Consider the following 25,080-nt stretch of genomic DNA (forward strand, 5'->3'; position numbering starts at 1 on the left):
GAGTTTATGGCTACTTGAATATCTCGTCAGCATAGCATTTGTGCTGGCGAACGCAAAAAAAATTTGCCATATTGCAAAATTCACACCCTTATCTCATCGAGCAGCCTGAGGGCGGTGGCAAAGTCCAGGTCCAGCATGGCGGCCTGCATGGCCTGGCGGCGCTCGCCGGACAGGTGTTGTTGCAGGCTGGCTTGCAGTTCCTGGTAACGGGTGCTGGCACGCATGTTCTGGGTCTGGAGCAGGTTTTTTAAATCCTGCAATTCGCCAGGCTTGATCGGGCTGGCACCATCGTCAGCTTCAGTTTTGTCTGCCATTTGTTCATTGAGCCATGCCTGCACGCTGGAAATCGTCAGGCTGAGTTGCTGGTCGGCATGGCTGATCAGGCCGGGGACGCGTTGCTGGTCTTGCAGGTTTTGCTGGTTAATGGCGTTTTCCAGTGTCAGTGCGGCGGCGGCAAAATCCCTGGCACCAAGCGTACCTATACTGCCGCGCATGGTATGCAGGGTACGGGCGGCCTGCTGCGCGTCGCCTTGCTGCCAGTGGCTGACGGCTTGGTCAAAATCCTGCCTGGCGTGGTTGATCATGTTCTGTATCACGCCTGCCAGGGTTTTGACGAGGGCAGGGTTGCCCTTGGCCAGTGCCATGATCTTGGCGGGATCAAAGACGCCGCTGGCAGCTGGTGTTGCCGCCTGGCCGGGCAGGCGGGCTGGCCCAGGCTCTGGCCGTGGTTCTGTTGTCGCGGGCACTGAGCTGGCCGCTGCCGTATTGGCAAGTGTGACTGAGGGTGGGGCAGCCGTTGCGCCGCCAGCCAGTGCTGGCTGTTCTGCCGACAGGTAACGCGCCAGCACGCTCAGCATCTGGTCTATGTCTATGGGCTTGGAGATGACGTCATTCATGCCAGCGGCCAGGCAATGTTCGCGCTCTGCCGTCATGACACCGGCGGTCATGGCCAGGATGGGGATGGGCAGGGCCAGTTCCTTGCGCAGGATTTCGGTGGCAGTCCAGCCATCCATGATGGGCATTTGCACGTCCATGAGGACGAGGTCAAACTGCTCTTCTGCGATCTTGAAGATTTCTACCGCTTCACTGCCATTGTTGGCAACTTTGATGCGGGCCCCGGTTTGTTCGAGTATCTTGGTGGCGACGATCTGGTTAAAATAATTGTCTTCCACCAGCAGTATGTGTTTGCCGCTGAAGCTGCCTGTGCCTGTCCTGGCGGGTGTGCTGCTATTGTTCATGGTTTGTTCATTATGCGGGTTTGCTGCAGCCAGTGTAGCAGACAGCGCCGGGGCACCATGGTGCAGGTGCAGGCTGGTCTCTTGCAGCACATCATACAGGCTGGAGCCGGTCACTGGCTTGAGCAGCACGGCATCGGGCGCGCCTGGTTTGCCTTCCATCTGCAGGGCGCTACGGTCATAGGCGCTGCTCATCAAAATCAGGGGGATACGCTGGCTGGCCTGCATATCCTTGATGGCAGCCAGGGTGCTCAAGCCATCCTGGCCCGGCATGTGCCAGTCTATCAGGATGGCGCAGTATTCATCTTCTGCCGCAGGTTGGTCGGCCAAGTGTTCGCGCACTTTTTGCAGGGCTTGCTCACCGGTGCTGGCAGTGTCGGCATGCCAGCCCCAGGCTTCTATGGTCTTGGCGATATAGCTGCGGCTGGTGGCATTGTCATCAACGACCAGGATTTTCCTGGCCTGGTTGCTGCCCGAGGCAGTGCTGGCGCTCTCTTCACTGTTGTCTTCGAGCGCCGGGGCCGTTTGCATGGGCACGCTGACGATGAATTCTGTGCCTGAACCTTCCTGGCTATTGACGCGGATATCGCCACCCATCAGATCGACAAAGCGCTTAGAGATTGCCAGGCCCAGTCCAGTGCCGCCAAAGCGGCGCGAGGTCGAGGCATCGGCCTGCTCAAAGGCATTGAACAGGCGGCTGATCTGCTCTGCCGACATGCCTATGCCAGTGTCACGGATGATGAACTGTATCAGCAAATTGTCTGTATCCTGCTCACTGCCCGGCACCGGCTCAGCCTGTTGCACCAGCAGAGAGACTTCACCATTGGCGGTAAACTTGATGGCATTGCCGATGATGTTGATGAGCACCTGTTGCAGGCGTAGCGCATCACCAATCAGTTCCTTGGGCACGTCAGTGTCTATGCCCATCGATAATTCCAGCTGCTTTTCACCGACATTGACTGACATCATATTGGCCAGTGCACTCAGCACATCCTTCAGATAAAAGCGGGTAGGCGACAATTCTATGCGGCCTGCTTCTATTTTGGAGATATCGAGAATGTCATTCAGTATGCCCAGCAGCGACTGGCCGGACGAACGTATCATCTCCAGGTAATGGCGTTGGGTAGAACTCAGGTCTGTCTTGCCCAGCAGATAACTCATGCCCAGCACCGCATTCATCGGTGTGCGGATTTCATGGCTCATATTGGCGAGGAATTCTGACTTTGTGCGGCTGGCCATCTCGGCCTGGTCGCGCGCGCTGATCATCGAGGTTTCCAGTTGTTTCTGGCGGCTGATGTCAGTGGCAATACCCAAAAAGCCTATGTTTTGACGGTGTTCATCATAAATGCTGTTGATCACCAGGTTGACCGGGATATGCTGGCCCTGCTTGCTGACATAGATCCATTGCTGGCTTTGCGCCAGACCACGCCTGGCCTTGGCGACAAACACTTCAAAGCCCTCTACCGGGTAGCCCAGCTCGGCACTCAGCTCTGCACTGCGGATGACGACTTCTTCCGGCAAGTGATAGATGGCAGGCGTTTTCTGATCGACCAGCTCTTGCGCCTGATAACCCAGCATGCGTTCTGCCCCCTTGCTGAACAGGGTGATGGTGCCATGCATGTCGGTAGCGATGATGGCAAACTCGCTGGCAGCCTCAATCACGCTGGCAAGCTTGGCCTGCGCCCGATTTTCTTGTAACTGCGCCTGCTTGAGTAGTGTGATATCGGTGGCAAAGGCATAGAAACCCTGTACCTGGCTGGCCACGACATGCGGCGTGTAATAAGCCAGGGCATAACGCAAATGGCCCTCGGCATCAACGATGGAGCGCTCGAATATCCTGGGTTCACCCTGTAGCGCGGCCTGCATATGGGTTGAGTTTTGTTCATATATTTCTGGCCCGACCACATCGCGCATATGCATGCCGCGTATCTGCTCAGGCGTCAGGCCAAACCATTTGTGGTAGGCGGCATTGGCAAAATGATTGCGCAGTTCCTGATCCCAGTAACCTATCATCGCCGGCATGTGGTCTATGGTGGATTGCAGCGACTGCTTGCTCTTTTGCAGTTCTTCAGAAAACCGTTGCCGCTCGGCTTCCTTGAGCTGGTTTTCATTGCGCGCAGCCGCCATCAGCATCGGTGGTACCGAGGTAATCAGGATGGGCAGATAGACAAACAGTAACTGCCAGCGCGCCACGCCACCGAGGGGCAGCACATGGCCCAGGCTCAGCATCAGGCCCAGACAGGTGATGGCCAGTACCGTCAGCAAATGTGATTCATCAAAATTGAGCCTGTGGGTAGCAAAGGTCAGCGCCACCAGGATGTACAGGAAGGGTAGCGGCAGATACAGCAGCGTGACCACCACCAGCACCAGTATCGGCAGGGCATAACGGGCAAAGCGTTCCCAGTTGATGCGGCTAGCCCAGGCGGGTGCGGCTTCCAGCCGCATCCTGCGCACCAGCGGGTAAATCAGGATCAGGCCCAGCGAGGCCGATACATACCAGCCTGTGAAGATCAGTTCAAATTCACCCAGACCGACCCAGGCTGCCAGCGCTGCTGCCAGCGTGGCACTGCAGGCGCAGGGTAATAAAAAGCCCAGCAAGATCAGCTTCAGCATGTCGCTGCTTGAATGCTCAAAACCCTGGGCCAGCCCCGCATGCCGTATGGTATAGCTGACCAGCACGACCTCTACCGCATTGGCAAGGGTGAACAGGGTAGCTACCGCCGGGTTATTGCCCGTCAGCAGATTGGCTGCCAGGCTGGCCACCATGGTCAGCACCACTATCTGCAATTGCCGGGTACGCCCCTGTCCGTGCATATAAGCCACTGCCAGTGCATTGGCAAACCACAGGATCGACACCTGGTTCTCGCCCCGCGTGAGCCACATGCCCGCCACCGCCAGCACAAAGAACCACAGGCAGGCCGGGAGCAATACCCTGGCGGCAGACATGGGATGCTGCTGGGCTGTCATCAAGCATGTTCTCCGGTTGTGGGCAGCGTAAAGCGGGCTGGGATTGGTCTGACTAAGTTTACCCGATTTTCTTGTGATAATTACAGCATAACAATACAAGAATGTGGTTTATTGGTGCAGCAGCGGTTTTTGTACTGTGCCCACGCTCACACGTATTTTCCTGATGACAGCCGGAACCGGCATGGCAGATTCCGCCGTCAGCTCTTCTACCAATGTCCGCCGACCCTGTAATTCTTCTGCTGGAGACAGTGGTTTGTAGCACTTGTCCATAAACAGTTTCTACTTTGCTGACAGGTTGAACCGGGTAAGAAAGCATGACATATACACACAATAGTATCATTATTGCAACGTATTGGCGGCTAACTATGGCAACGTAATATGGCAGCTTAGCGTGTCAATGTTGGCACCCTTGAACGGACTCAAAAGCCAGGAGCAGGTAGATGAGTTAGTCATCAATCATCAATCGCCTCTATCCCCTGCAGCCGCAGTTGCTCTATATGATTTTTCATGGTCTGGAGCACTTCTGGCGGGTGCCCTTGCCAGTCCATGACTTCGCCAACGACTTTCAATGCTTCGCGGCTGCGGTATGATTTTGTCGGATTGCCAGGGAACTTCTTGTCAGTCAGATTCGGGTCATCGAAGATCTCGCCCATCGCTTCCACAATATAAATCCGGCCCGGGCCGTCACCGGCTGCCAGCTCGGCACCCCAGGTGGCTGCGTCCAGGGTCGCGCTCAGATACACATAAGTCGCCATTTTGCGCTTGCCATAGTTCGAACGGTAACCCGGCTTGATGAGATCGCCCACCTGCAGGTCAGCCCTGGTGCCGTGGTAAAGGGTCTGCGCACGCAGATCGACTGTTTCGCTGTCGGTGAGGCCAGAATTTTCCATTGATGCATTGCTCATCAATATCTCCAATTTGTGCTGGTGGCGTGTTTCGGGGGATGGGTGGTAGGGGAGTGCACCTGATTATGGCTAGTCTAAGTACATCTGATCGCTGCAAGCTGACTTGTTTTGACAAGTGATGATTTCATGCGACGCATTTAAGTGCAATCTGTGTTCCCGCTCATTATATTTTCAGGGGATTTTTAAAAGTGCTTTTGCTTTTGGAATTGTCTCATCCAATATGTGCAACATCGCACTCGCTTCTTCCTGTGAAATTGGGGGAAATGGATCACCGTAAGTGGCCTGATTACGTCTGTCGTGGGCAATGGAAATTAACTTGAATCCTCCCGGGCGAATTCCCAGATCTGCGCAGACTCTTTGTATGGCAATAATTCTGTGTCCCTGTTTATCAGTGCTCCTGACATTGTAGAACTCAAGTACAGCTTGCACTATCTGGAAAAAGCCATCGTAGGCGAGAGTGTATTTTGAAGTCGCAAAGCTCAGATGTTTTGCATCTTGAGATAGTTGCGTGGCTACTTCAAGATATTGAATGATATTGGTGAGCTTGCCTTCATGATCTTTAAAATGCCCGGTTTTGATCAGGTTTTCATATTCCTCAGGCCGCGTCATTTGGAAATATCTCCAGTATGGGTTTTTGTAGAATGTCCAATATAACACTATCCATTTTTTGTTTCTTTTCCCACTCTTCCTCTGAGTGGAAATTGATATGGATTGTGCGACCAAGTTCGATTTCTGCGGCCACAATCAGGTCCAAGAGATCCAGATAACCAACTTCACCAATTACCATAAGGTCAATATCACTTGTCGCAGTGTCTTTTCCGCTCGCAATAGAACCAAATATAAAAGCGCGTTTTATTTGTCCTTTTCTATCAGATAAAATTTGCCTGAATTTCTCAATCAGCCCAAATGATTTGAGGCAAATACTGCGAAGCTCAGAATAAAATGGGAAGTGGGTATTAATCTGTATATGCTTTTGATTGCCTGACCACTTTTCAAGTAATACGCCAGCTTTTAGCAGTTTGCTCAATTGAACCTGGGCCCCGCCCCTGCCTGGCCCAGCCATTCTAAGTAATTCGAGCACGCGATATGACCTGTCGGGGCTCATCAGGAGCGGCCCAAGAATTTTTTGCTGTGTTGGCGAAAATAGAAAATCTGCAAGCCCCATGTCGTTCTCTTGGTCGTGACGTCAAATAATAGTAGGAAATCCAGATAATACCTGTTTTAGGTGTATTTGTACCTGTTATAGGTATGAATATACCTAAAATAGGTACTTTAATACCTGTTTTAGGTACTTCTATCAGAAGCAAGAAGAAAAATAGATTTTTTGATTGTATTTGTTATGCAACTGAGGCCTGCAGCTCTCTGAAGCTGGCCGTGGTGCAGGGCGCGATATATTGCGCCGCATGTGCACGCCGCACACGGCAAAGGTGATTTGCTTTGGAGGTGAAGATTGCATGCGTCGCATTGCAATGCGCCCTACGTCACGGCAATTGCAAGCGTAGGAGCGGCTTTAGCCGCGAACAGGTGCGCCATAACGGCCAATCGCGGGCGGAGCCGCTTCTGTGAAGGATGAGTGTAGGCTTGAAAAAGCAAGATGTACTTGCCTTGTATAAGCCGCACAAGTCTGGCTCAGGCCACCACCAGGCTGCGCCTGATCCCTTCGCGCATACTCGTGGTCAGACCATCGCGCGCGCGGTATTCGCTGCGCTTGTTGGATGGGCGTTCTGACAGCGGTACATCCTCGCTCGCCAGTGGCAGCAGGTAATTGCCATTGGCTTGTGCGCAGGCACCGGCTGCTTGCCACAGGCTGTCGTATTCTGCCTTGATGGTTTTGCTGAAGCGGTAACGCCAGGACTGGTAAATATGGTTTTTCTTGGCGATGCATTCTATGCCCGCGCAGTGCAGTTCACGTGCCAGGCTGCGCAAGGCTTCAATCAGCAACAGGCGCGGCTGTATGCCAAACAGGCTCTTGGTGCAGGCGCGCATGGTCTCACGTGCATTCTGCTTGCATGACTGCAGGCCGCCCACTCTTATGATCAACTGGTGGTCCTTGCGGTCAAAAGAAAAACTCAGGCATTGCAGCAACTGGCTGCCCTGGAACAGGCCCAGGCTCAAGCCGCCTTCACGTTTAAAGGCGCAACTGCGGAACAGGCTGATGCGATAGATTTCCTGGTTCTTGCCTTGCAGTGTGGCCAAGGTAAAGTCATTGCCCGTCAACATGTCCTGGGCGCGGTGCCGGCCAAACAATTGGGCAGATAAATGAAAATGATTGCGCAACAAACGCAGGCGCGACACGCAGCAAATCTGGCGGTCAAAGAAAGGGCGGTGTATCGCGTCCAGCAAGGCGATATCGCCAGGCGTGGCCTTTTGCAAATAGGTCTGGTGCAAGAAATGGAACCAGCGCAAGCTCACCTGCGGGCGCAAACTGCTGCGCAACAGGAACAGGAATTTGCTCTTGAAGCTGCTGTTGTCATCTGCCAGGCGCACATGCAGTGCCCAGCGCAGGCTGTCCATCAAACTGCCGGACTCATGTAACTTCTTTGTATCAATGGGCTCCAGTACCCTGCCTGCAGTCCATAGTTCACGCCAGTTCAATATATTCACAATCGCACCATTTGTTTCATACTGCAGGTTAATGTAACCCAATGTATCAGATATGGGAATATATTAGCAAACTTAATTTTGTCGTCTATTTGTCATCATTTTGTCTGGAGTTGACAGAAAATGACAATTTCGTATAATTTCCATGGAGAAATTGTGTTGTCTTTGGAAAAGAAAAAAGCCGAAGTTAGCCGATTTTCAGGCAAGATATTTTGTTATGTAACGTTATGTTGCAATTCGCATTGATTTTTGTGTGATCCATACACACAGTTTGTGCATGCCAGAGCGGCGAGAGCCTGTTGTGAGCGACTGAAAACGATTGTAAAAGCCAGATGCAATGCGCTGCCTGGCTATAGGCTGTGCATTACGCAATCTTATTGCTGATAGGAAATATAAATTGTGAAGTACAAAATACTTTTTGCTAATGCGAAGTAAAATAGAGAATGCAGGCATGTAGCACAATCCAGGTCTTAGCAAGGCGTGATTGACATGAACAAACCTCCCGCAGGCAATATGGCGATCATCAGGACGATGATCGTGGGGATATGCATTCCCATCATTCTCGCCTGCATCTTTTACAGCATCTTCCTGCTGCCTTATTCAGGCAAGATAGCGGATATCATTGTGGGCATCGTGCTTGGTCTTGCCGTGCTGGCTTTGAAGTTGGTCGGGATAGAGCGGGAGGATGCTGGGCGTAGTCAGGAGCTTTAGCTATCCATGCCATCAATTTAAATTAAAGAATCCTGCAATGCAGATACCCAAAAGCAAAGATACGCTACTCGCTATATGGCTTATTGCCAAATGATGTTTTCGCAAGCATCATCCTTACTTTAATGACCTGATAAAAAAATATGCAAGCCGGACAGGACGAATACATTGCCTCATTACTGACAGCACAGGAATATGCAAAACGACATGGCCAGGTAGCATGGCTTTCAAGCAAGCAAATATCCATCGTGAAGCTAGCCCCTATCAAGGGTACTTATGAATTGGTACCTTACCAGCTCAGCGACTGCACACGTGTGACCTATAAGCGAGACTGGCACTTGCTCAAGTTGGTCTCAGGTATCTTGCTGGTGTCCTTGATACTATTTATTTTCTATATGCTCGGCAATTACGGTGTGGCGTCAAATACTACCGTTCACGTAGGTTTACTGGCCTTAGCCCTTGGCTATGGTGTGCGCTGGACATGGGGTTCGCGCAGACACAGTCTGCTTTTTGAAATGAAAGATGGCAGCAAACTCCGCTGGAAATCAGGTGTTGGGGAGTTCGCTGTCAAGCGTATCAGTGTCGATAAAGTACGTGACTTTGCCTATGCACGAGGTTTGTTGAAAGGTGCTGCTTGAAAGCATGCCTTTAGCAATATTGTCAAATTAGAATTGAATATAATTTACAAACCACCTGGCAGGCTTGTAATCCAGCAGCGCAATGACAATCAAGCTCACTTGGACGCGATTGATATGAGCAAACATTCCGTGGGCAACACAGCGATTTTCAGGAAGATGATCGTCGGATCTTGTATCGTCATCTTCCTGCTGCCTTATTCAGGCAAGATCACAGGCATCATTGTCGGCATCGTGCTTGGCCTTGCCGTGCTGGCTTTGAAGTTGGTCGGGATAGAGCGGGAGGATGCTGGGCGTAGTCAGGAGCTTTAGCTATCCATATCATCAATTGAAATTAAAGAATCCTGTAATGCAGATACCCAAAAGCAAAGATACGCTAACCGCCATCTGGTCTCTGACTATCGTGACGTGGCTGCCACCAGTCTGGCATTATGTTTTTCAGACAGATTTCTTTTTCAAGAATATGCGCGGCCTGCAAAATTTTGCAGTTTCTGCGCCCATTTTATTGATCATACTGGTCTATGCTGTTTTGCTTACTCTGCCAAAGACCAGAACCTGGGGCATGGTCCTCAGTGCAGGCGGCTCACTTTTTACCATGGGCTTGCTCATGCAATACTATGAAATGTTCCAGCATACTGGCGGTGTAATCGTGATGGTGATTGGAGGTGCCTTGTTGAATACCTACAGGCAGACAATAGACCAGAAAGCCTATGAGCTCGCAGCCGACAAGGCTATGGATATAGATGATGCCACTGGGTCTGCCCTTGGCAAGGCGCAAAAACGCCGGGCTTGAGTCATGCGATGATGAGAGGGGTTTGTCATCCATGCGTATGGCACATTACGCATGGCAAGTTGTGCATCTCATATCCTGCTGCGTGACTTTGGGTTGCGTCATGATGCATCTCTTTGATCTCTTTAAAGAAGCTGCTTCAACACGACATTTCCCCCATCCATATTCACACCGCTTATACTGACCGTACATTACTGACTGCGCATTGGATCAATAAGAGATAAATCATTTATCTATATGAGATCGCCAAAAGAAACGCACGCACCCAAACACATTCAAAGCACATGAACAAAACCTGGGCCTGGTCTGACATCATCGCCGGTTTATCGCTGGCTGGCCTGCTGCTGCCAGAAGCAGTTGCCTATTCCAGCATCGCGAACCTGCCGCCACAGGCAGGCATCGTTGCCGTGTTTGCCGGGCTGGTCTGTTATGGTCTGATGGGCAGCAGCCGTTTTGCCATCGTTGCGGCCACTTCTTCATCGGCGGCGGTGCTGGCCTCGGCGTCGGCGGCCATGGCCAATGGTGATACGGGTTTGCGCATGCTGGTGGCTATGGGCATCGTCATCATGACAGGTGTATTTTTCATGCTCGCGGGCGTGGCCAGGCTGGGCAGTATTTCTGATTTTATTGCACGACCTGTGCTGCGTGGTTTTGCCTTTGGCCTGTCTGCCGTCATCATCATCAAGCAGTTTGCCCATGTCGTGGGTGCGCATGTGCATTACACTGACATGCCGCGCTTTATCTATAGCTTGCTGAGTCAACTGCAAAGCTGGAACTGGCTGTCGCTGGCCGTGGGTGTCGTGGCGCTACTGCTTTTGTTTGCGCTGGCCCGCGTTCCCTCTCTGCCAGGTGGCCTGATCGTGATTGTGCTGGGCATACTGGCCGGGCAATGGCTGGGTCTTTCGCAACATGGAGTAGAGCTGGTGGGGCAGATAAATTTGCAATTGCAAGTGCCCAGTCTGCCTGATATCACTTATGTACAGTGGTTGCGCATTGGTGAGTTGAGTATCGCCATGTTGATGATACTGTATGCTGAATCGTATAGCTCCATCCGCAATTTTGCGATACGCCATAGCGATATCATCGCCCCCAACCGTGACTTGCTGGCGCTGGGTGCGGCCAATCTGCTGTCCGGCCTGTTCCAGGGCATGCCGGTGGGAGCAGGCTTTTCTGCCACTGCTGCCAATGAGAGCAATGGTGCGCGCAGCAAAGTGGCGGGCTGGTCAGCGGCGGCGGCCTTGTTCGTCATCGTGCTGACGCTGTTGCCCGTAATCGCATTGACACCATCGCCCGTGCTGGCAGCCATTGTCATTCATGCCGTCAGCCATTCGCTGCGGCCATCCATGTTTTACCCGTATTTCAGCCTGCACCGCGACAGGTTTGTGGCACTGGCTGCCGTGGTTGCCGTACTCATGCTGGGTGTGCTGGATGGTTTGCTGGTCGCCATTGGCATCAGTTTGCTGATGTTATTGCGCAGGCTGGCAGAATCCAGTGTGTCTGTGCTGGGCCGCTTGAATGGCGGCCATGATTTTGTCAACCTCGTCAACTATCCTGAGGCCAAGGTCATACCCGGTGTATTGATCTTGCGGCCAGAAACCGGCCTTTTCTTTGCCAATGCTGAACGCGCGCTGACGCAAGCCAGGCAATACATCGCCGCCAGTGATGCCAAAGTCGTCGTCATCAGTCTCGAAGAATCACCTGACCTCGACAGCACCAGCATAGAAGCCATCACCGACTTTTGCGCCGCCTTGCATCTGCAGAAAAAACACCTGTTGTTCGCCCGCCTCAAATCCAGCGCCCGCGTCGTGCTGGAGAGAGCCGCGATACCGCATCTGCATGCAGGCAGCTTCAGTGAACTCAGCGTCGATGACGTCGTCACGATGGCGCGGGAAGTGTATGTGGAAAAAGATTGAAGAGATGCCAGGCCAGTATGGTGCGCCATGCGCACCGGACATCAGACACCTGAAAAAATAGAGAACACACCAGAACAACAATACCGACTGCCAAAACGCAGCCGTAAAGTAGGGCGCATTGCAATGCGCGGCATGCAAGCATCACTCCCGGAAAAATGATTTTCCCTCAGAGGGTAGCAAGCCCAAGCTTACCTATAAAACGTCAACTCAGAGCACGGTAAATATCAAGGCTTGCAGAAATTGGTATTCTCATGCGGCGGATTACAATCCGCCCTACGTCACGGCAATTGCTACTTGCACTTGATCGCTGTGGATATACTCTGCTTCGTGACGCAGACGTTGCCTATTTCGCGCGACACTCTCTCGATGGCTGCAAACTTGATTCCCACGCCAGGCCAGTAGGTCCTTTGTTCGTCACTTGATAAATGAGGGACGAGCAGTGCTCAGACTCAACCTGAAAATCCAGAAAATATTCACGGTTTTCTTGCGGAACAAAACTGGAGCTTGCCGTGCACGACGTTGATACGCCCCCATACACATAATTATAAAAACCACCCCGCACAGTAATACGCTTGCCCGCTTCGACCAGGGCTATATTATTGGCATCTGTTCTCAGATTAAACAGCTTGCCTTCAGCGCATACTGTCTTGAATTGCGATGTGGATAAATTCAGGCGGGCCGTTGGCGCACCTGTTTTCATGGAATAGTCTGTCGCGCAGCCAGAAATTGCTGTCATCAGGCCTAGCAGGATGATTGCTGTCGTTTTCATTTCCCGCCCTCCGGTTTGACATGTATTGCAAGACTGCTCATCACTGCACTGGCTGACAAATAGCCTGGCTTGTCCTCCTGCGACAGCAGAATATAGGCATAGTCCGTTGGCTTTCTGCCTACCGTCGAGGCTGCTTTGCTGTTGCTCTTTTTATCCATCACGGCGTCAGGCAGATTCTGGTAAAACGCAAAATAAGGTTTGCCTTCACGCTGGGCAATTTCAGCACAGCGGTACAAGAGATAGACGCTGACTGTGTCTGTTTTAATAATGCTGTTGCCAGCAAAAATCACCTTGATCAACTCCCCCGGGCCCTTGCTTTCGTAATAGCCACCGGTCCATCCGGTAATGGGATTTCTTGCGTCCCCATAAGGTGTGGCACAGCCACTTAATGTGGCCGATAACAAGACTGACATCGAGATCAGTCCAAAGAATTTATTTTGCAAATGTACACCTGTTGAAAAATGAGAGATGAGCAGGGCTTGCCCAGCAATTCAGCGCCATCAGAAACTTCATCCGGCCAGATTTGTTGGCGACAGTTTCCATCATCTGGAGGCGGCCTGACTACTGTCAACGAAGCAAGGCAGCATGAAGCGTTTTCTATCCCCGAATCACCATCAATAAAAAAAGCCTGCCATTTTAACAAAGGATGCCGCGCAGGTGCTGCAAAATATCTGTCCTGCCTCGGTAACTGTCCAGCATCTACGTACTCGCTGCCTGAACGCAGCCGTGACGTAGGGCGTATTGTAATGCGCCGTATGCAAGCCTCACTCGCGGAAAAATGACTTTCCCTGAGAGGGCAGAAACCCCGGTGCATACCTATAGCGCCTCAACTCAAAGTGCGGCAAATATCAAGGTCGGAAGAAATTAACGTCCTCATGCGGCACATTGCAACGCGCCCTACGTCACGGAAATTGCGAATAAAGAGAGCATGCATCCACAGCAGATGGTGCATGTCGCATTGGTCTTTGCCAGTACATGCGCTGCATTAAATTCTGTGGCGTCACAGCGCATTGCAAGCTGTTTGATTCATTTTTAAAATGGTAAAATGATAAGCAGGCGCGATTGCCAGCATTAATTAATAAAGGCTCCCATGCTGCGAAACAAAACCAGATTAATTCTGCTCACTGTCTGGTGCCTGACCATATTCGTCTGGCTGCCACCGATCTGGTTCTATTTTTTTCAGACTGATTATTTCCTGGGGAATTTTTGCGGGCTGCAAAATTTCAAGTTGTCAGCTCCTTTCCTGTTGATCATTTTTTGTTGGGCTATGCTTCTTTCAATACCCAAAACCAGGACGCGAAAAAATATCATCGGCGCAGGCAGTTCTCTGATGAGCCTGGGCTTTTTGCTCATTTATTATGAAATTTTTCACCATACAGGCGGTTTCGTCATCCTGTTTTCGGGGATGATCCTGTTAATCATAGTAAGGGAGGAGTATGAACCTGATGATAGAAAATAAGAATCCCGCGATGATGACCCCCCAAAAAAAACAAGCCCTTTTTATAGTCTGGGCATTGACACTGCTGGTCTGGTTGCCACCTACCAGGCATTATTTTTTCCAGACAACTTACTTTTTTTCCGGCGTTTATGGAATGCGGGACTTTGGTGACTCAGTACATTACCTGCTGCTCATCCTTGCCTGGTCTGTCGTTTTATCGATACCCAAGTTCAGGACTGAGAAAAACATTATTGGTGCCGCGAGTTCGTTTCTGACACTGGGCTTGCTGTTGCAAACTTATGCCAGTTTGTCCATGACTGGCAGCCTTATTTTATTGCTAGCCGGGTTTGCGCTATTGTTTAGCGTGACAGGCGCTGAAGTTAAACCGCCGGATAACATAGCGGCCAAACCTGATCAGGTCGCCAGCAAAGCTCCTTTGCAGAAAGGATACAGCACCTTGCCTGCCTGGATAAGTGTCATCTTGCTCGCCATGCCCTGGCTTTGGAAACTCTTGAGCGGGCAGGATTTTTTTCTTCGCAGCATGCGTAGTCTGCAAGATATCGTTGTGGCAGGCCCCTTGCTAGGCATCATGGGCTACTGGGCAGTGGTGTTGTCCATCCCTGCAAAACGCACATTCAACACCAGTTCTGGCGCGGCAGCTTCCTTGCTTGCGATGGCGTTGTTTTTTCAGGCTGCCCCAGAGTTTTTTGGTGTGAGTTTGCTATTTCTGCCATTCTGGCAGGTATTGATGAATGCTGAGTCGATTCAGAAGAACAATAAATTAAGAGCCGCCTTTTTCTCCCGCAAAGTCAAAAAAATCTATGTCACCCCCACGACCATTGATAGCGAGCTGGCCAGTTACTACCAGGCTGTGAGCCAGAAAATCGACAGCTATATCATCAGTAACTTCCCATCCGGACAAGACAAAAAACTCCAGGGTCAGGCCTATGTCTCGATTCCCATCAAGGAAGATGGCACCATCTATGTAAAAGGAGAGGGCATCAAACTTGAAACATCATCAGGCAACCATGAGCTCGACCTTGCTGCCCTCAGCATCGCCCGCCGTAGTGGCCCTTTTCCTGGTTTTTCCAAATGCAAATCCACAGGCCGTGCGACTGAGGTGCGCGTGATATTTTATAGACTGGGGTTTGAAGATAAACTGCTGCCACAAGCAGCTCAGCTAGCAAACTGCGCTTAGCGCTTATGCCAAAAATCAAGCATGAATTTTCAAGCTCATTCGCTCCACAATGTGGCGCTGGAAAATAAGATACCCTGATGCAGATATCAAAGCACAAACAAGTCCTGCTCATCTCATGGCTGCTGACATTGTCTGTCTGGCTACCACCTGCCTGGTTCTATTTTTTTCAGACTGATTATTTTATGTATGACTTTCGTGGATTGCAGAATTTCTTGCATTCTTCTATCTATCTGCTGACCATACTTGGCTGGAGCGTTTTTCTCAGCATACCAAAATACAGGACAGAAAAAGTCATCATCGGTGCCGGGGCTTCATTCTTGACCATAGGTTTTCTGCTCAATACTTTTGCCATGTTTAAACAGACACCTGGCTTTCTCATCATGTTTGCCGGCTTAATGCTTTTGCAGACCTTAAGAGGCAGTACGTTTAAACAGTCTGGCAGTGCCGGGGATGAGCCTGGGTTAAAGGTGATCTTCGATAAAAACTATGGCCTGATTTATTCTCTGGTGTCGATCGCCTTCCTTGGTATGCCGTGGCTATGGGGGAGCTTGGATGCACCTGATTTTCTCATCCGCAATGTGCGTGGGCTCATTGACTTTGCGGTCGCTGGCCCATTGCTCATTATCATGACAGGATGGGCGCTGTGGTTGTCCTTCCCGTCAAACCGCACAGTCAACGCCAATTGTGCAGCGGCCTCTACCATGCTAGTCATTGCCCTGTTTTTGTTTTGGTTTTTCTCGCATGTCGGTTCAGCAGGATTTACGTCTATGGCCATGTTCTGGATGGGAAATGCCTACAGAGCAAAGACGTTTGATCTTTCCAGCTCTGAAAAAACGCATAGTGAGCAGGCTGGAGGGGCGCACCGGCGACCTGACTTATAATGTTAGACCGACTTTGAAAGAGACCATGCAACTCCACAAAATTCTTTTGTTACCCCTGTTCCTGCTCCCCCTGGCCAGCCAAGCACAAACAGAAGCCCCCAAAGAACTCGTGCTCAATCAAGAGCAGCTTGCCAAATACGGCCAGACCTATAAAACCACAGAGGTCAGACATTTGCGCCAGTTTCTCAATACCTATGCAGACCACCGCCAGGATGTCTCCCCCGCAGAAGAAAGAGCGGCCAGCGTTCTCGATGAATTAAAGATAGACAAGAAAATCCTCAAGGGTAAATTTCTGGTCTATCTGTTTTCCAATTTCCTCGGCGGTGGCAAGGGTGTCTCCATCGTTTCGCAAGATCATCCAGAAATCAAACTCGATTTCTGGGTCTATAAAATCGAAGACAACGAATGCGAAGTACGCGATTTGCTCCTGCAGGCAGACAAGCGAGATATCGAGGCATTCAAGATCGTCTATCGCAATTATTTGCATCACAAGACTTTGTATATGTGATGGCGATGGAAGATGTCTCACTGTACGGTCCGTTGCAAACGCACCGTACAAGCTGGTAACACAAACACATATCGCATGGAGCAAGGCTATGGGAGTTGATCTGCAAGTAGTCGTTGATATGGGCCTGAAAGAGCCGTCACATACTTCGGTATTGGCCGCCTTGCAATCGAGCTACGAAGACATGTGCGAACTGTGGCATGATCACTATGAAGTGCCCGTTAACGCTGGTTTCAAGGCCTTGAATCTGGAAAAATTCAAAGAGGTTTATACCGCCAACTGGACAATGCCAGAATTCATCCCAAAGAAAAACTTTGCCGGTGACGACATACCGCAAGCGTATTTTTGCTTGAATGGCCCCTACGGCTGGCGCGCAGAACTTTGTCAGGATGCCGTCGTCTTTAACGACAGCACCCGATGGGCTAGATTTTGCAATGATGATCAATGGAGGCAACTGATGATCGCAAGCATCAGCCTGTTTGCCAGCTCGCTGTCTTCCAGCCGTGCCTGTTTTATTCCAGACAGCAGCTATTGTGGCTCGGAATGCGCTGATACTCTCTGGGAGAACGGCAATTTCAACGCTGTATATAACTGCCTGAAAAACCGGGAGGGCGAACTGCTAGTACTTCAGCATTCTGGGCCAGTAGGGGCAGAGTTTATTGCAATGTCGACCAGTTAGTCATGCTGGTAAAAGTCCCCATGCTTAGTGAGCATCGTGGCTGCATTGTGAGATTGAGTCAATTGTTCGTCACACTCACTATGAGGTCCTCTACTGCTGGCTCATGTTTTTGAGTCGTGCTAATGTGAGAACCATCTCATTTTTTTTGCCTGTTATGCATCCCCTATACATCGTATACAAAAGAGTAGTAGACCGAAATTTGGAACGAGGCTTGGCTGAAGAAGAAAGAGCAAGCATCGATTCATTTTTATCCTTCTCCCAGCGCAATCATGAAGAAATGAGAGTGCTCTTTAATCAGTCAGCTCTTCATGCAATAGCATACGTTGGGTATATCCTTGCTCCGGATCTTCAATCGAGCGCTAGTGCCTATGTTTATAATGTATTGAAGAATGGTATGGACGTTCATAAATTCAATAGGCTGTACGGCAATGACTTGCGTAATGGCGATTGACGGGGCTTAAGTCTTCAATTTCGGTCTTGCATAGTTGCTGGGAAATAATCTGCACAACCATTTATCTGGGAAAATATCGTTCCTGTCATACTGGAGCCAGTAAATGCACGTTCATCAATCACACATCTGGGTAGGGCAATTTAGTGATGCCGCGCCCGCAAATTATTTTGTAGAAAACCGTGAGCGCGAGGTGGGTGTAGACCCCATGAACAGCTTCGCCATGGAGCAGGGAGAGCTCAGTTTTGACTATGACTTTACTGAAATAAGCTATCTGGATTGGAAAGAGGCAAAATCGCCACGGCAATTCATCGACGGTCATTCTTACAGTGCATCGTATCTGGATGACGTCGTCAAATTATGCAGCGATGAGGGTATCGATAAAATCAATGTATTCGTTATCGCCAACGCAGACCAGTTCCACGCGCCCAGAACTGTCAGCGCAAGCGGCTATTTCTTGAAATACCTTGGCTGCTTTGAGTGCGTAGAGGACTAGCGGTCTGCAAATAACATGGACTGCTATTTGCGCGGGCATGGACTTGAAGTGTTTCGCAGCTCTCGGATTTGACGGACGGAAACTGCTGGACTACTATTATTCGCTCTGGGCTTTTGACCAATTAATACAAAGAGAAAATTGATGCTTCGTGGACTTACGTTCGTGGTCGGGCTTTATATGATGTCGGCATGCATGCTGATTATAGGAACTATCAATCTTTGCACTCAGGCGAAATGGTATTTTTGGGGACATCCAGCAATGATGGTCATACAGGACCCCTCAAAAAAACTGAGTGACCATCCTATCAGTGGCGTCTATGCCTCAGTGAAATACCTTGAAAAAAGTGGCGAAACCCTGGTGCCAAAAAAGCCTCTGAGCAAAGCGATGGCAGAAAGATTGATAAATGGAGAGCAAATTCCTGTCATTTTTCAGAAGGACAATCTTGAATATGTCTTGTATTCAAGTGATGAGCTGGAATCCCCCTGGATTTGGCTGACCGTTGGTGTGATTGTGGGTTTTGTTGCTGTCTACAGCAAGAAGCTGTATAGGAGAGAAACTAAAAGAGTGCTGACTTGAACTGCGATTTTTAGGCTGAATCGATTTCCTGTTATTAGCTTCAGCAAAGCGATCGGGGCAAGTCAGCAAATGGCAGGATGTTCATGGCTGCTTCTTGAGCTGACAATTCGCGAATTGTATCCAAGCGCACTGCCCTGCAAGAGAGATTTTAGTGCAACGATGTTCTATCTTGATAAATCCCTCATTACTATCGCATTGAGATGGGCAAACGGCGCCCACGAGTTTGCCTGAGATCATTCATTATTTGCGCACGGCATGCCTATGATGTGCGGGCATCCATCCATCATGCCTGCACGTGCAGGGCTGCGCGCCTTGCTTGATGCGCAGTCCACCTGGCCTTCACTCACTATGCCAGTGTGATAGTCCACTAATTGCCTGCTGCTTGTCGATGACGTAAACGAATAGCCCGCGCTTGCAGTGCAAAGCCCAGGAGGAGGCTGACTACCCAGGCCAGCAGGGCAGAGTGCACTACCGGTGATTCTGGACCGCTGGCTAATGGATGTGCCACCGGCAGGCGGGTCAGGGTTTCAACCGTGCCTGGTATCATCGTCAGGAAGAAGCTAAACGAAAGCCCGAACGTGGCCATGTAAGGCCTTAGCCGTCCAAGAAAAGACAAACGCGTCACAAGCAGGCTGCCAAAGGCTGCCAGCAGCGCCAGTATGCCCAGCGCATGGCCGGGGTTGAAGCCGCCGCTGCTGGACAAGCCAAACGCCGTGAATACCGACACTGCCAGGCCGGCCAGATAAACCTGGCCAGAACGCCTGCCCGTATCAATTGCCCGGTGACGGATAAAACTATACAGGCCAGCTACGACTGGCAACAGGCTGATGGCTGTATGGGCAATGCCCAGAGGAGAAAGTGGATGTGGCATGATGATCTTATCTATTAGTAGGTAGAGTGCTTGCTTCAAAAAAAACCGGAAATAAACAGAGGTATTTTCCGGTTGGCCAGACAGGCGAAATTGCCTGTTTAAATTATTCAGGACTCACGCAAAATTGCCCTTGACGGTTTTTGCGTCGGCCATGCATGGAGAGCAATGAGCACAATGAGTGCAAACCATCCTATGCACCCCAAACCGTCATTCCCGCGTGCTTTTAGCGGGAATCCATCGTTGATCAACCCCACAGGCAGTAAGGCAGGTCAGGTCAATCAGACATGGATACTCGCCTGCGCGGGTATGACGAATTGGGAAGTACAATAAGCTGCAAGCTTTTGGGTTGGTTTCGCGCAAGTCCTAGTATGTAAACTATTCAGTAGTCAATTGATGCATCATCGGTTCAATGATGCTGGCAAAAATCTCCGGGTTGCCATACGCACGGGCAGACAGCATTGCCCCATGCACAGTCGCCATGAACCGCATTGCCTCTGCTTCTGGGCTTGTTTTCAAGACAAAGGCCCCTTGCGCAGCGCCCCTGGTCAACACAGATGTGAGCCATGCCGACAAATCCAGGAAGTGGCCACGAACTTCATCCGCTACCTCGGCAGGAATAGCCGGCAATTCTGCCGCCAGCATGGCGCACACGCAGAAGGGCGCGCTGCCATCGCGGATACACGCGGCCCAGTACCCGGTATAGGCACCAAGCTGTGCCACCGGCTCAGTAATCTGCTGCTCCATCGCTGCCAGACCAGCCCGGGTTTCTTCGCGATACAGCACCAGCAGCTTGCGCACCAGTTCAGCCTTGCTGGCGAAGTGATGATGAATACTGGCCTTGCTGATATGCACAGAGGCAGAAATGTCAGCATAGCTAAAGCTGTTATAACCACCAACCGCCAGCAGCGAACGCGCACAAGCGACGATCTCGGCAGCTTTGGGGGAGAGTTCTATGCTCATGCTTGTTTTTCTTTCAATTCAAATGATGGTGCAAATGCTGGCTGCATGCGCACTTCGCCGCGCCTTCCTGGCAAGGGCTTGTTCAACATGAGTAAAAATGAGTTCATGCGTGCATTGTACCTACTAGTAGATTGATGTCAATGATTTTATCTACTAGTAGGTTGGTTTGATGTGGTGGCGTCTTGAAAACACAAATCCTGCTAAGCTGCAAACAACGCCCATGCCATTGTTGCATGAGCAGATGATGGATCGCGTTCTGGGACCTGACGGTAAAAGATGATAGAAAAAAATGCTGTAATGAGCGAACAAAACGTCTTAATAGATAATATGCCCGAAAGCATATCTAAATTAGTCATTGAGCCATGGGCGGAGGAAATTGGGGTTGAGCCAGGAGACAAAGTGCATGTAGCGGATTTGGCCCGATTGCAAATGCCAGGTTACAGCTTGAGTTCAAAAATAAATCATTAATCATCTATGCCTGGCAAGGCGCCACGATCACTGTCCGATTGAATGAGAAGACTCTACAAACCGCATCGAAAGTCATAGCGGCGATTTGATGGAGAAAATATAGTAAAGCCCGGATAATCACAACAAAGCAAAGAGAAGGGCAAGTCATTAAAGAGGCATGAACGGAAACTGAAATTATTTTTAAGGTCTGCATGCATAATATGCTCAGAGTTTTAAGCGAATTAAAAGCTGACCCTGCTCTGGAAAATACGAAGCGTATTGACCTGGCAATTGGTTTTGCTAAAGAGATCGAATTACTCTGGCCTTCACTTCCTGATCAGCTCTCAGAACGCAAGAAGGATATTGGAAGCGATGCCGACTCTACAAACTATGAGACGTACAAATTGCTGAAGAGTTTTGGCTTGACTCTTGAGGAACTCGTGCAGGTCGCAAAAAGCGAAGACTTGCCAGAATTAAGAATAGTAAGAATTGTCAGGCTCGTCTATGACATTGGACTGGATGAGGCGGGCAATTTATTGCGAAACCTGCTTGAATTGAAAATGCTAAAGGGCAGCGCTGTAGGTACGATTAGTGTAACGTAATCGTACGCATGGTGACCCGTAACACTTCATGCAGTCTGGCCGTTCCATGACATGGAATCAGGCCCTATAATGCTCATTTTGGGATGCATAGAAGGTGAGCAAGTGAAGCTGGCGACTACTGCTTGCTATCGACATCGCATGCGTACGATTACGTTACACTAATCGTACCTACGTGCTAGTCGTGAGGTGGATACAGTCGTAATTGGACATGAAGGTGCATTAGAAGATGTAGGCTTCCATCTCGGTGGAAATCAGTTTGACGGACCGATTAATTGGTTAAATGTTGTTCCAGGAAGTGGACGTTCTGTGACTCTTTCAAATGGAGAGGTTCTAAAGAACCTTGACCAAAGTCGCTATAAAGTGGATTTTGAGCATCCGTTAGCAGATTTGATTAGAGAAACGGGAGCACCTATGAACATTTCGATTCAGGCTGTGTATAGCTCCTCTAACTCCACAAGAAGGCCAGATTTGTTTGTTGCCGGTTATCAGAAGTCAGATGGCGATTGGATATTTACAAGGTTTATAAATAGAGCAGGAGGATAATTGTGATTTTATTGCCAAAATTTGAAACATTAAATTTCATTGTTCAAGAAATTGCTAGTACAGCACCAATGGATTGGAGAAAAATAATTTACTATGAGGAGCTACTAAAAGAGGATGGAGACGATTCATTAAGAAATAAATCTACAGTGAGATGTCGGTGTGGACCAGAGATGCTCAAATATGACAAATTTAATGTTTGGGGGTCTTTTGAGTCAATGAAGGCCATTGAAGCGTTATACGAAGACGATTTAAAAAGTGGTAAAGAATGGAGAGGTTTTCTATTAGTTATCCATGAAGATGGTAGATTTAACTCTCAATTTTTTTATGACAAGACTCCGTTATTGGACAATAATGAAGAGGAGTTAGAGAAAATTCTAGAAGCTGCTGAGAGTCTGTAAAAATATCTGCCGTTCAGTACGATTGCGTTACACTAATCGTACCTAGGTGCAACAACTTATATAACGCAAAATGCCAGACCTGTCATAAGCCACTGTCAATCTGATGATCGGGTTTTTTAAAGAATACTGGCTATCGAACTCATCGAATGACTCTGGATCTCCCAAAACCCTGTGTACGTCTTGTTGGGTCATATTATTCTTTAGTCCAAATGGTAGTTCCCCCTCAAAAGCAGAATGGTCATTGGATTTTTTAACAAATATTTGTATGTCAAAGACCTTATTGTTCTCGAACAATACGTCCACACCTTTTTCGTTTGATCCGATGTAACGGCGGGATGGTGGGTCATCAAATATGTCCTTGAGATTATATTTATTTAATATGATCTCGGTTTCTTTTTCCTCTTCATGTTTGCCAAGAAGAGAAAGCAAGTCTGCTGCAAAAGATGTCATGTTTAATCCTGCAATTCAGTGTCGTAGGTACGATTGGTGCAACGTAATCTTACGCATGGTCAGCAGTAATTCTCTATGCTGCTTGATTGTCATTCATGATTTATGATACCGGATAAAGCTTTCATCATCCTCATGTCGAAATGGATAAGCGATGACCGTCGGGCTTGCTAGAGAGTTTTCGTTATTGCGGCACTGCATGCGTACGATTACGCTGGCGCTAATCGTACCCACGTGATGGGTTACTTGCATTAGTGTAAGTTACAGCTCATCAAGTAACTGACGATTTTCCTTACTGGTTCGAAACTCATCAGGGTTGATTAAATCCGAGATATTAAATGTTGGCGGCTTAGTTGGTACTGGCTCGCCAAGTTCGTCGAGCGCCCTTTTTGCATTCTCGCGCAAAAGATCCCAATTTTGACTCTTGGTAACCGCAGTTGCCGACCAGCTAGCTGCGCCTTGAAACATGTACCCATTCAAACGCTGATGGAACTCCGATAAATTCTTGCATTCATTCGTAGATGTGAACACGTTAAAAAGAGCACCCGCGTATGTAATAAAAACATACCCGATACCAATAAAGTAGTCGCAACCGGTATCTTCTTCTCTTTGCTCTTGAAAAAATATTGGAGTTGCATTGAGCTGATCTGCATTCCAGCTTGCCGTCTGTGCTGCTCCATGAAAACTGAAGAATTGGAGAGCTGCGAGTCCATGCGCATAAGCTAATTCACTCATTATTGTGAACCTTTTTAATTTTCTATCTGTGAAAACTAGATGGAAATAGATCAGGAAATCGTGTCAAAAATTATGATAGCTAATTGTCTTGCGTCACATCGTATCGACATTTACAAAACATGTGGGATGCTTTATGGGAAAAGCTTTGATCATGTTTTATGCAGGAGTTGCACGTACTTTGGTCGTTTCTGGAACCACATCCGGCGCATTGCAATGCGTCCTACGGTATACGGCAAACATATCGCATCACCCCGGCATCCCCAAATACAACTCTTCCACCCTGGCCCTTGCCCAAGGGGTCTTGCGTAAAAACTTCAAACTGGATTTGATGCTGGGGTCGCTCTTGAAGCAGTTGATGTCTATCATCTGTCCCATTTGCTCCCAGCCATAATAAGCGACGAGTTGTTCGAGGATTTTTTCGAGGGTGATGCCGTTGAGGCTGCGCGGGGCTGGTGTGTTCATGCTGGTGCTCTCGTTGGTGCTCTCGTTGGTGCTCATGTCGGTGATCTTGTTCAGATACACGTTGGTTCTTCGGTGATACGGATGATATCACCGGGGCTGCGCGGGTGGTATCAGGCGGGGCGGTACCAGCGCAGGCTGTAGGGCAATTGCCATGCAGGCACGCGGCCTGGGGCCTGGCGGTCTATCAGGAGCCAGGCTGAGGTGATCAGCATGAAGGGGAAGTGGGCGGGGCCGGCGGCGGTTGCAGCCAGCATCCAGGCCCAGCAGGTGCCGCCGCACCAGAAGGCGGCTTGCAGGCCGTAGCGCAGGCTGTCGCGGTCGGCCTGCCAGCCAAAAGCGGCGAGGCGGGGGCGGCTGTGGCAGCGGTTCAGGCAGTATTGTTTGGCGGGGCTGATTTGCCATAGCAGGGCAAGTGCCAGCAATATGGCAAAGCACCAGCGCATGTCGCCTATAACCAGGCGCAGCACCAGTGAGGCCAGCATGATGAATGCGCCTGCCAGGCTCCATATCAGTAAATAGGCGATGACAAACAGCAGCAAGGCGCGCAGGCGGCGGCGCGCGAGGCTGCGTTGCCACAGATAAGTCATTTCTTGCGCGAGCAGGGGCGACATCATGGCCAGCAGCATGAGCAGCCAGTTGGCCATCATGGTGGGCCTTGAATTGGTGTGCCAGACAAAGACCAGGCGATCGCCGATATTAGCGAGATAAGCCAGGTCTATGTTGGCAAGGCTGCCGCAGTATTCTGGCACACGCACGCCAAATTGCAGCGCAGCCAAACCCAGCCAGCCCGCCAGGCTGATCAACAGCAAGGGGCGGGGGCAGCTCAGCAGGGCCGCGCGCAGGATGGCAAACAGCGTGGCAAACAGCATGT

At 49.9% G+C, this 25,080-nt stretch carries 30 protein-coding genes; 17 read left to right on the plus strand and 13 right to left on the minus strand.

The window, feature by feature from the left end; all coding sequences use genetic code 11:
• Nucleotides 1-80: 80 nt before the first annotated feature.
• From ACO0LL_RS21290 to ACO0LL_RS21310, 5 genes are all read right to left on the minus strand, one after another.
• On the minus strand, nt 81-4,202 hold the full coding sequence (locus ACO0LL_RS21290) for a response regulator (protein WP_422952893.1): 4,122 nt from the start codon (nt 4,200-4,202) through the stop codon (nt 81-83).
• A 452-nt stretch (nt 4,203-4,654) separates the two neighbouring features.
• On the minus strand, nt 4,655-5,092 hold the full coding sequence (gene arr / locus ACO0LL_RS21295; RefSeq protein WP_422952894.1) for an NAD(+)--rifampin ADP-ribosyltransferase: 438 nt from the start codon (nt 5,090-5,092) through the stop codon (nt 4,655-4,657).
• Between the two features lie 186 nt (nt 5,093-5,278).
• Nucleotides 5,279-5,716 carry a hypothetical protein gene (locus ACO0LL_RS21300; RefSeq protein ID WP_422952817.1) on the minus strand — a complete coding sequence of 146 codons (438 nt, stop codon included), beginning with the start codon at nt 5,714-5,716 and terminating at the stop codon, nt 5,279-5,281.
• Nucleotides 5,703-6,272, minus strand: coding sequence for a nucleotidyltransferase domain-containing protein (locus ACO0LL_RS21305; protein ID WP_422952818.1), 570 nt, complete (start codon nt 6,270-6,272; stop codon nt 5,703-5,705). Before ACO0LL_RS21305 ends, ACO0LL_RS21300 begins: the two co-directional genes overlap by 14 nt.
• A 464-nt stretch (nt 6,273-6,736) precedes the next feature.
• A complete protein-coding gene (locus ACO0LL_RS21310; protein ID WP_422952819.1) occupies nt 6,737-7,711 on the minus strand; it encodes a DUF535 family protein in 975 nt (324 codons plus the stop codon).
• Between the two features lie 486 nt (nt 7,712-8,197).
• Between ACO0LL_RS21310 and ACO0LL_RS21315 the strand changes: the two genes are divergently transcribed.
• The 5 genes from ACO0LL_RS21315 (at nt 8,198) to ACO0LL_RS21335 (ending at nt 11,754) form a co-directional block, all read left to right on the plus strand.
• Complete coding sequence (locus ACO0LL_RS21315) at nt 8,198-8,419, plus strand: hypothetical protein (RefSeq protein ID WP_422952820.1); 222 nt, start codon at nt 8,198-8,200, stop codon at nt 8,417-8,419.
• 140 nt (nt 8,420-8,559) lie between these two features.
• The gene (locus ACO0LL_RS21320) at nt 8,560-9,054 is read left to right on the plus strand and encodes a hypothetical protein (protein WP_422952821.1); all 495 of its coding nucleotides are present in this window, start codon (nt 8,560-8,562) and stop codon (nt 9,052-9,054) included.
• Between the two features lie 114 nt (nt 9,055-9,168).
• Entirely contained in the window at nt 9,169-9,363 is a 195-nt protein-coding gene (locus ACO0LL_RS21325) for a hypothetical protein (protein ID WP_422952822.1), read from the plus strand.
• A 37-nt stretch (nt 9,364-9,400) separates the two neighbouring features.
• Nucleotides 9,401-9,844, plus strand: coding sequence for a hypothetical protein (locus tag ACO0LL_RS21330; RefSeq protein ID WP_422952823.1), 444 nt, complete (start codon nt 9,401-9,403; stop codon nt 9,842-9,844).
• Between the two features lie 281 nt (nt 9,845-10,125).
• Nucleotides 10,126-11,754 (plus strand): SulP family inorganic anion transporter, encoded by a 1,629-nt coding sequence (locus ACO0LL_RS21335; protein WP_422952824.1) that lies wholly within the window; start codon nt 10,126-10,128, stop codon nt 11,752-11,754.
• A gap of 343 nt (nt 11,755-12,097) precedes the next feature.
• On the opposite strand, the gene ACO0LL_RS21340 is transcribed toward ACO0LL_RS21335, so the two are convergent.
• Both ACO0LL_RS21340 and ACO0LL_RS21345 read right to left on the minus strand, forming a co-directional pair.
• Entirely contained in the window at nt 12,098-12,523 is a 426-nt protein-coding gene (locus tag ACO0LL_RS21340; RefSeq protein ID WP_422952825.1) for a hypothetical protein, read from the minus strand.
• Entirely contained in the window at nt 12,520-12,966 is a 447-nt protein-coding gene (locus ACO0LL_RS21345) for a CC0125/CC1285 family lipoprotein (RefSeq protein WP_422952826.1), read from the minus strand. Before ACO0LL_RS21345 ends, ACO0LL_RS21340 begins: the two co-directional genes overlap by 4 nt.
• A gap of 1,026 nt (nt 12,967-13,992) precedes the next feature.
• Here ACO0LL_RS21345 and ACO0LL_RS21350 point away from each other — a divergent pair.
• The 7 genes from ACO0LL_RS21350 (at nt 13,993) to ACO0LL_RS21380 (ending at nt 18,744) form a co-directional block, all read left to right on the plus strand.
• Nucleotides 13,993-15,159 carry an energy transducer TonB gene (locus ACO0LL_RS21350; RefSeq protein ID WP_422952827.1) on the plus strand — a complete coding sequence of 389 codons (1,167 nt, stop codon included), beginning with the start codon at nt 13,993-13,995 and terminating at the stop codon, nt 15,157-15,159.
• A gap of 212 nt (nt 15,160-15,371) precedes the next feature.
• Complete coding sequence (locus ACO0LL_RS21355; RefSeq protein ID WP_422952828.1) at nt 15,372-16,040, plus strand: hypothetical protein; 669 nt, start codon at nt 15,372-15,374, stop codon at nt 16,038-16,040.
• Between the two features lie 25 nt (nt 16,041-16,065).
• Complete coding sequence (locus tag ACO0LL_RS21360) at nt 16,066-16,548, plus strand: hypothetical protein (RefSeq protein WP_422952829.1); 483 nt, start codon at nt 16,066-16,068, stop codon at nt 16,546-16,548.
• 88 nt (nt 16,549-16,636) lie between these two features.
• Nucleotides 16,637-17,224, plus strand: coding sequence for a hypothetical protein (locus tag ACO0LL_RS21365; protein ID WP_422952830.1), 588 nt, complete (start codon nt 16,637-16,639; stop codon nt 17,222-17,224).
• A 211-nt stretch (nt 17,225-17,435) separates the two neighbouring features.
• Nucleotides 17,436-17,675: a hypothetical protein gene (locus tag ACO0LL_RS21370; RefSeq protein ID WP_422952831.1), complete on the plus strand. Its 240-nt coding sequence runs from the start codon at nt 17,436-17,438 to the stop codon at nt 17,673-17,675.
• 103 nt (nt 17,676-17,778) lie between these two features.
• Entirely contained in the window at nt 17,779-18,168 is a 390-nt protein-coding gene (locus ACO0LL_RS21375) for an immunity 22 family protein (protein WP_422952832.1), read from the plus strand.
• Between the two features lie 141 nt (nt 18,169-18,309).
• Nucleotides 18,310-18,744, plus strand: coding sequence for a hypothetical protein (locus ACO0LL_RS21380; RefSeq protein WP_422952833.1), 435 nt, complete (start codon nt 18,310-18,312; stop codon nt 18,742-18,744).
• 367 nt (nt 18,745-19,111) lie between these two features.
• Here the strand turns inward: ACO0LL_RS21380 and ACO0LL_RS21385 are convergent, their stop codons facing one another.
• Nucleotides 19,112-19,615: a hypothetical protein gene (locus ACO0LL_RS21385; protein ID WP_422952834.1), complete on the minus strand. Its 504-nt coding sequence runs from the start codon at nt 19,613-19,615 to the stop codon at nt 19,112-19,114.
• Between the two features lie 165 nt (nt 19,616-19,780).
• On the opposite strand from ACO0LL_RS21385, the gene ACO0LL_RS21390 reads away from it, so the two are divergent.
• Complete coding sequence (locus tag ACO0LL_RS21390) at nt 19,781-19,945, plus strand: hypothetical protein (protein ID WP_422952835.1); 165 nt, start codon at nt 19,781-19,783, stop codon at nt 19,943-19,945.
• Nucleotides 19,946-19,990: 45 nt separating this feature from the next.
• On the opposite strand, the gene ACO0LL_RS21395 is transcribed toward ACO0LL_RS21390, so the two are convergent.
• Nucleotides 19,991-20,575 (minus strand): TetR/AcrR family transcriptional regulator, encoded by a 585-nt coding sequence (locus ACO0LL_RS21395; RefSeq protein WP_422952836.1) that lies wholly within the window; start codon nt 20,573-20,575, stop codon nt 19,991-19,993.
• Nucleotides 20,576-20,851: 276 nt separating this feature from the next.
• Between ACO0LL_RS21395 and ACO0LL_RS21400 the strand changes: the two genes are divergently transcribed.
• From ACO0LL_RS21400 to ACO0LL_RS21415, 4 genes are all read left to right on the plus strand, one after another.
• Nucleotides 20,852-21,043: a hypothetical protein gene (locus ACO0LL_RS21400; RefSeq protein WP_422952837.1), complete on the plus strand. Its 192-nt coding sequence runs from the start codon at nt 20,852-20,854 to the stop codon at nt 21,041-21,043.
• Between the two features lie 191 nt (nt 21,044-21,234).
• Complete coding sequence (locus ACO0LL_RS21405; protein WP_422952838.1) at nt 21,235-21,624, plus strand: hypothetical protein; 390 nt, start codon at nt 21,235-21,237, stop codon at nt 21,622-21,624.
• 186 nt (nt 21,625-21,810) lie between these two features.
• Nucleotides 21,811-22,167, plus strand: coding sequence for a hypothetical protein (locus tag ACO0LL_RS21410; protein WP_422952839.1), 357 nt, complete (start codon nt 21,811-21,813; stop codon nt 22,165-22,167).
• 2 nt (nt 22,168-22,169) lie between these two features.
• Nucleotides 22,170-22,565 (plus strand): hypothetical protein, encoded by a 396-nt coding sequence (locus tag ACO0LL_RS21415; RefSeq protein ID WP_422952840.1) that lies wholly within the window; start codon nt 22,170-22,172, stop codon nt 22,563-22,565.
• Nucleotides 22,566-22,607: 42 nt separating this feature from the next.
• Here ACO0LL_RS21415 and ACO0LL_RS21420 read toward each other — a convergent pair whose 3' ends face one another.
• From ACO0LL_RS21420 to ACO0LL_RS21435, 4 genes are all read right to left on the minus strand, one after another.
• On the minus strand, nt 22,608-23,015 hold the full coding sequence (locus tag ACO0LL_RS21420; protein ID WP_422952841.1) for a hypothetical protein: 408 nt from the start codon (nt 23,013-23,015) through the stop codon (nt 22,608-22,610).
• A 258-nt stretch (nt 23,016-23,273) separates the two neighbouring features.
• On the minus strand, nt 23,274-23,747 hold the full coding sequence (locus ACO0LL_RS21425; RefSeq protein WP_422952842.1) for a hypothetical protein: 474 nt from the start codon (nt 23,745-23,747) through the stop codon (nt 23,274-23,276).
• Nucleotides 23,748-23,993: 246 nt separating this feature from the next.
• Nucleotides 23,994-24,209, minus strand: coding sequence for a VF530 family DNA-binding protein (locus ACO0LL_RS21430; protein WP_422952895.1), 216 nt, complete (start codon nt 24,207-24,209; stop codon nt 23,994-23,996).
• Nucleotides 24,210-24,319: 110 nt separating this feature from the next.
• Nucleotides 24,320-25,078, minus strand: a complete 759-nt coding sequence (locus ACO0LL_RS21435; protein WP_422952843.1) for a DUF2182 domain-containing protein — start codon at nt 25,076-25,078, stop codon at nt 24,320-24,322.
• Between the last annotated feature and the right edge of the window lie 2 nt (nt 25,079-25,080).

Origin of the sequence: Undibacterium sp. TC4M20W (assembly GCF_049340245.1) — a bacterium.
GTDB lineage: Bacteria > Pseudomonadota > Gammaproteobacteria > Burkholderiales > Burkholderiaceae_D > Undibacterium.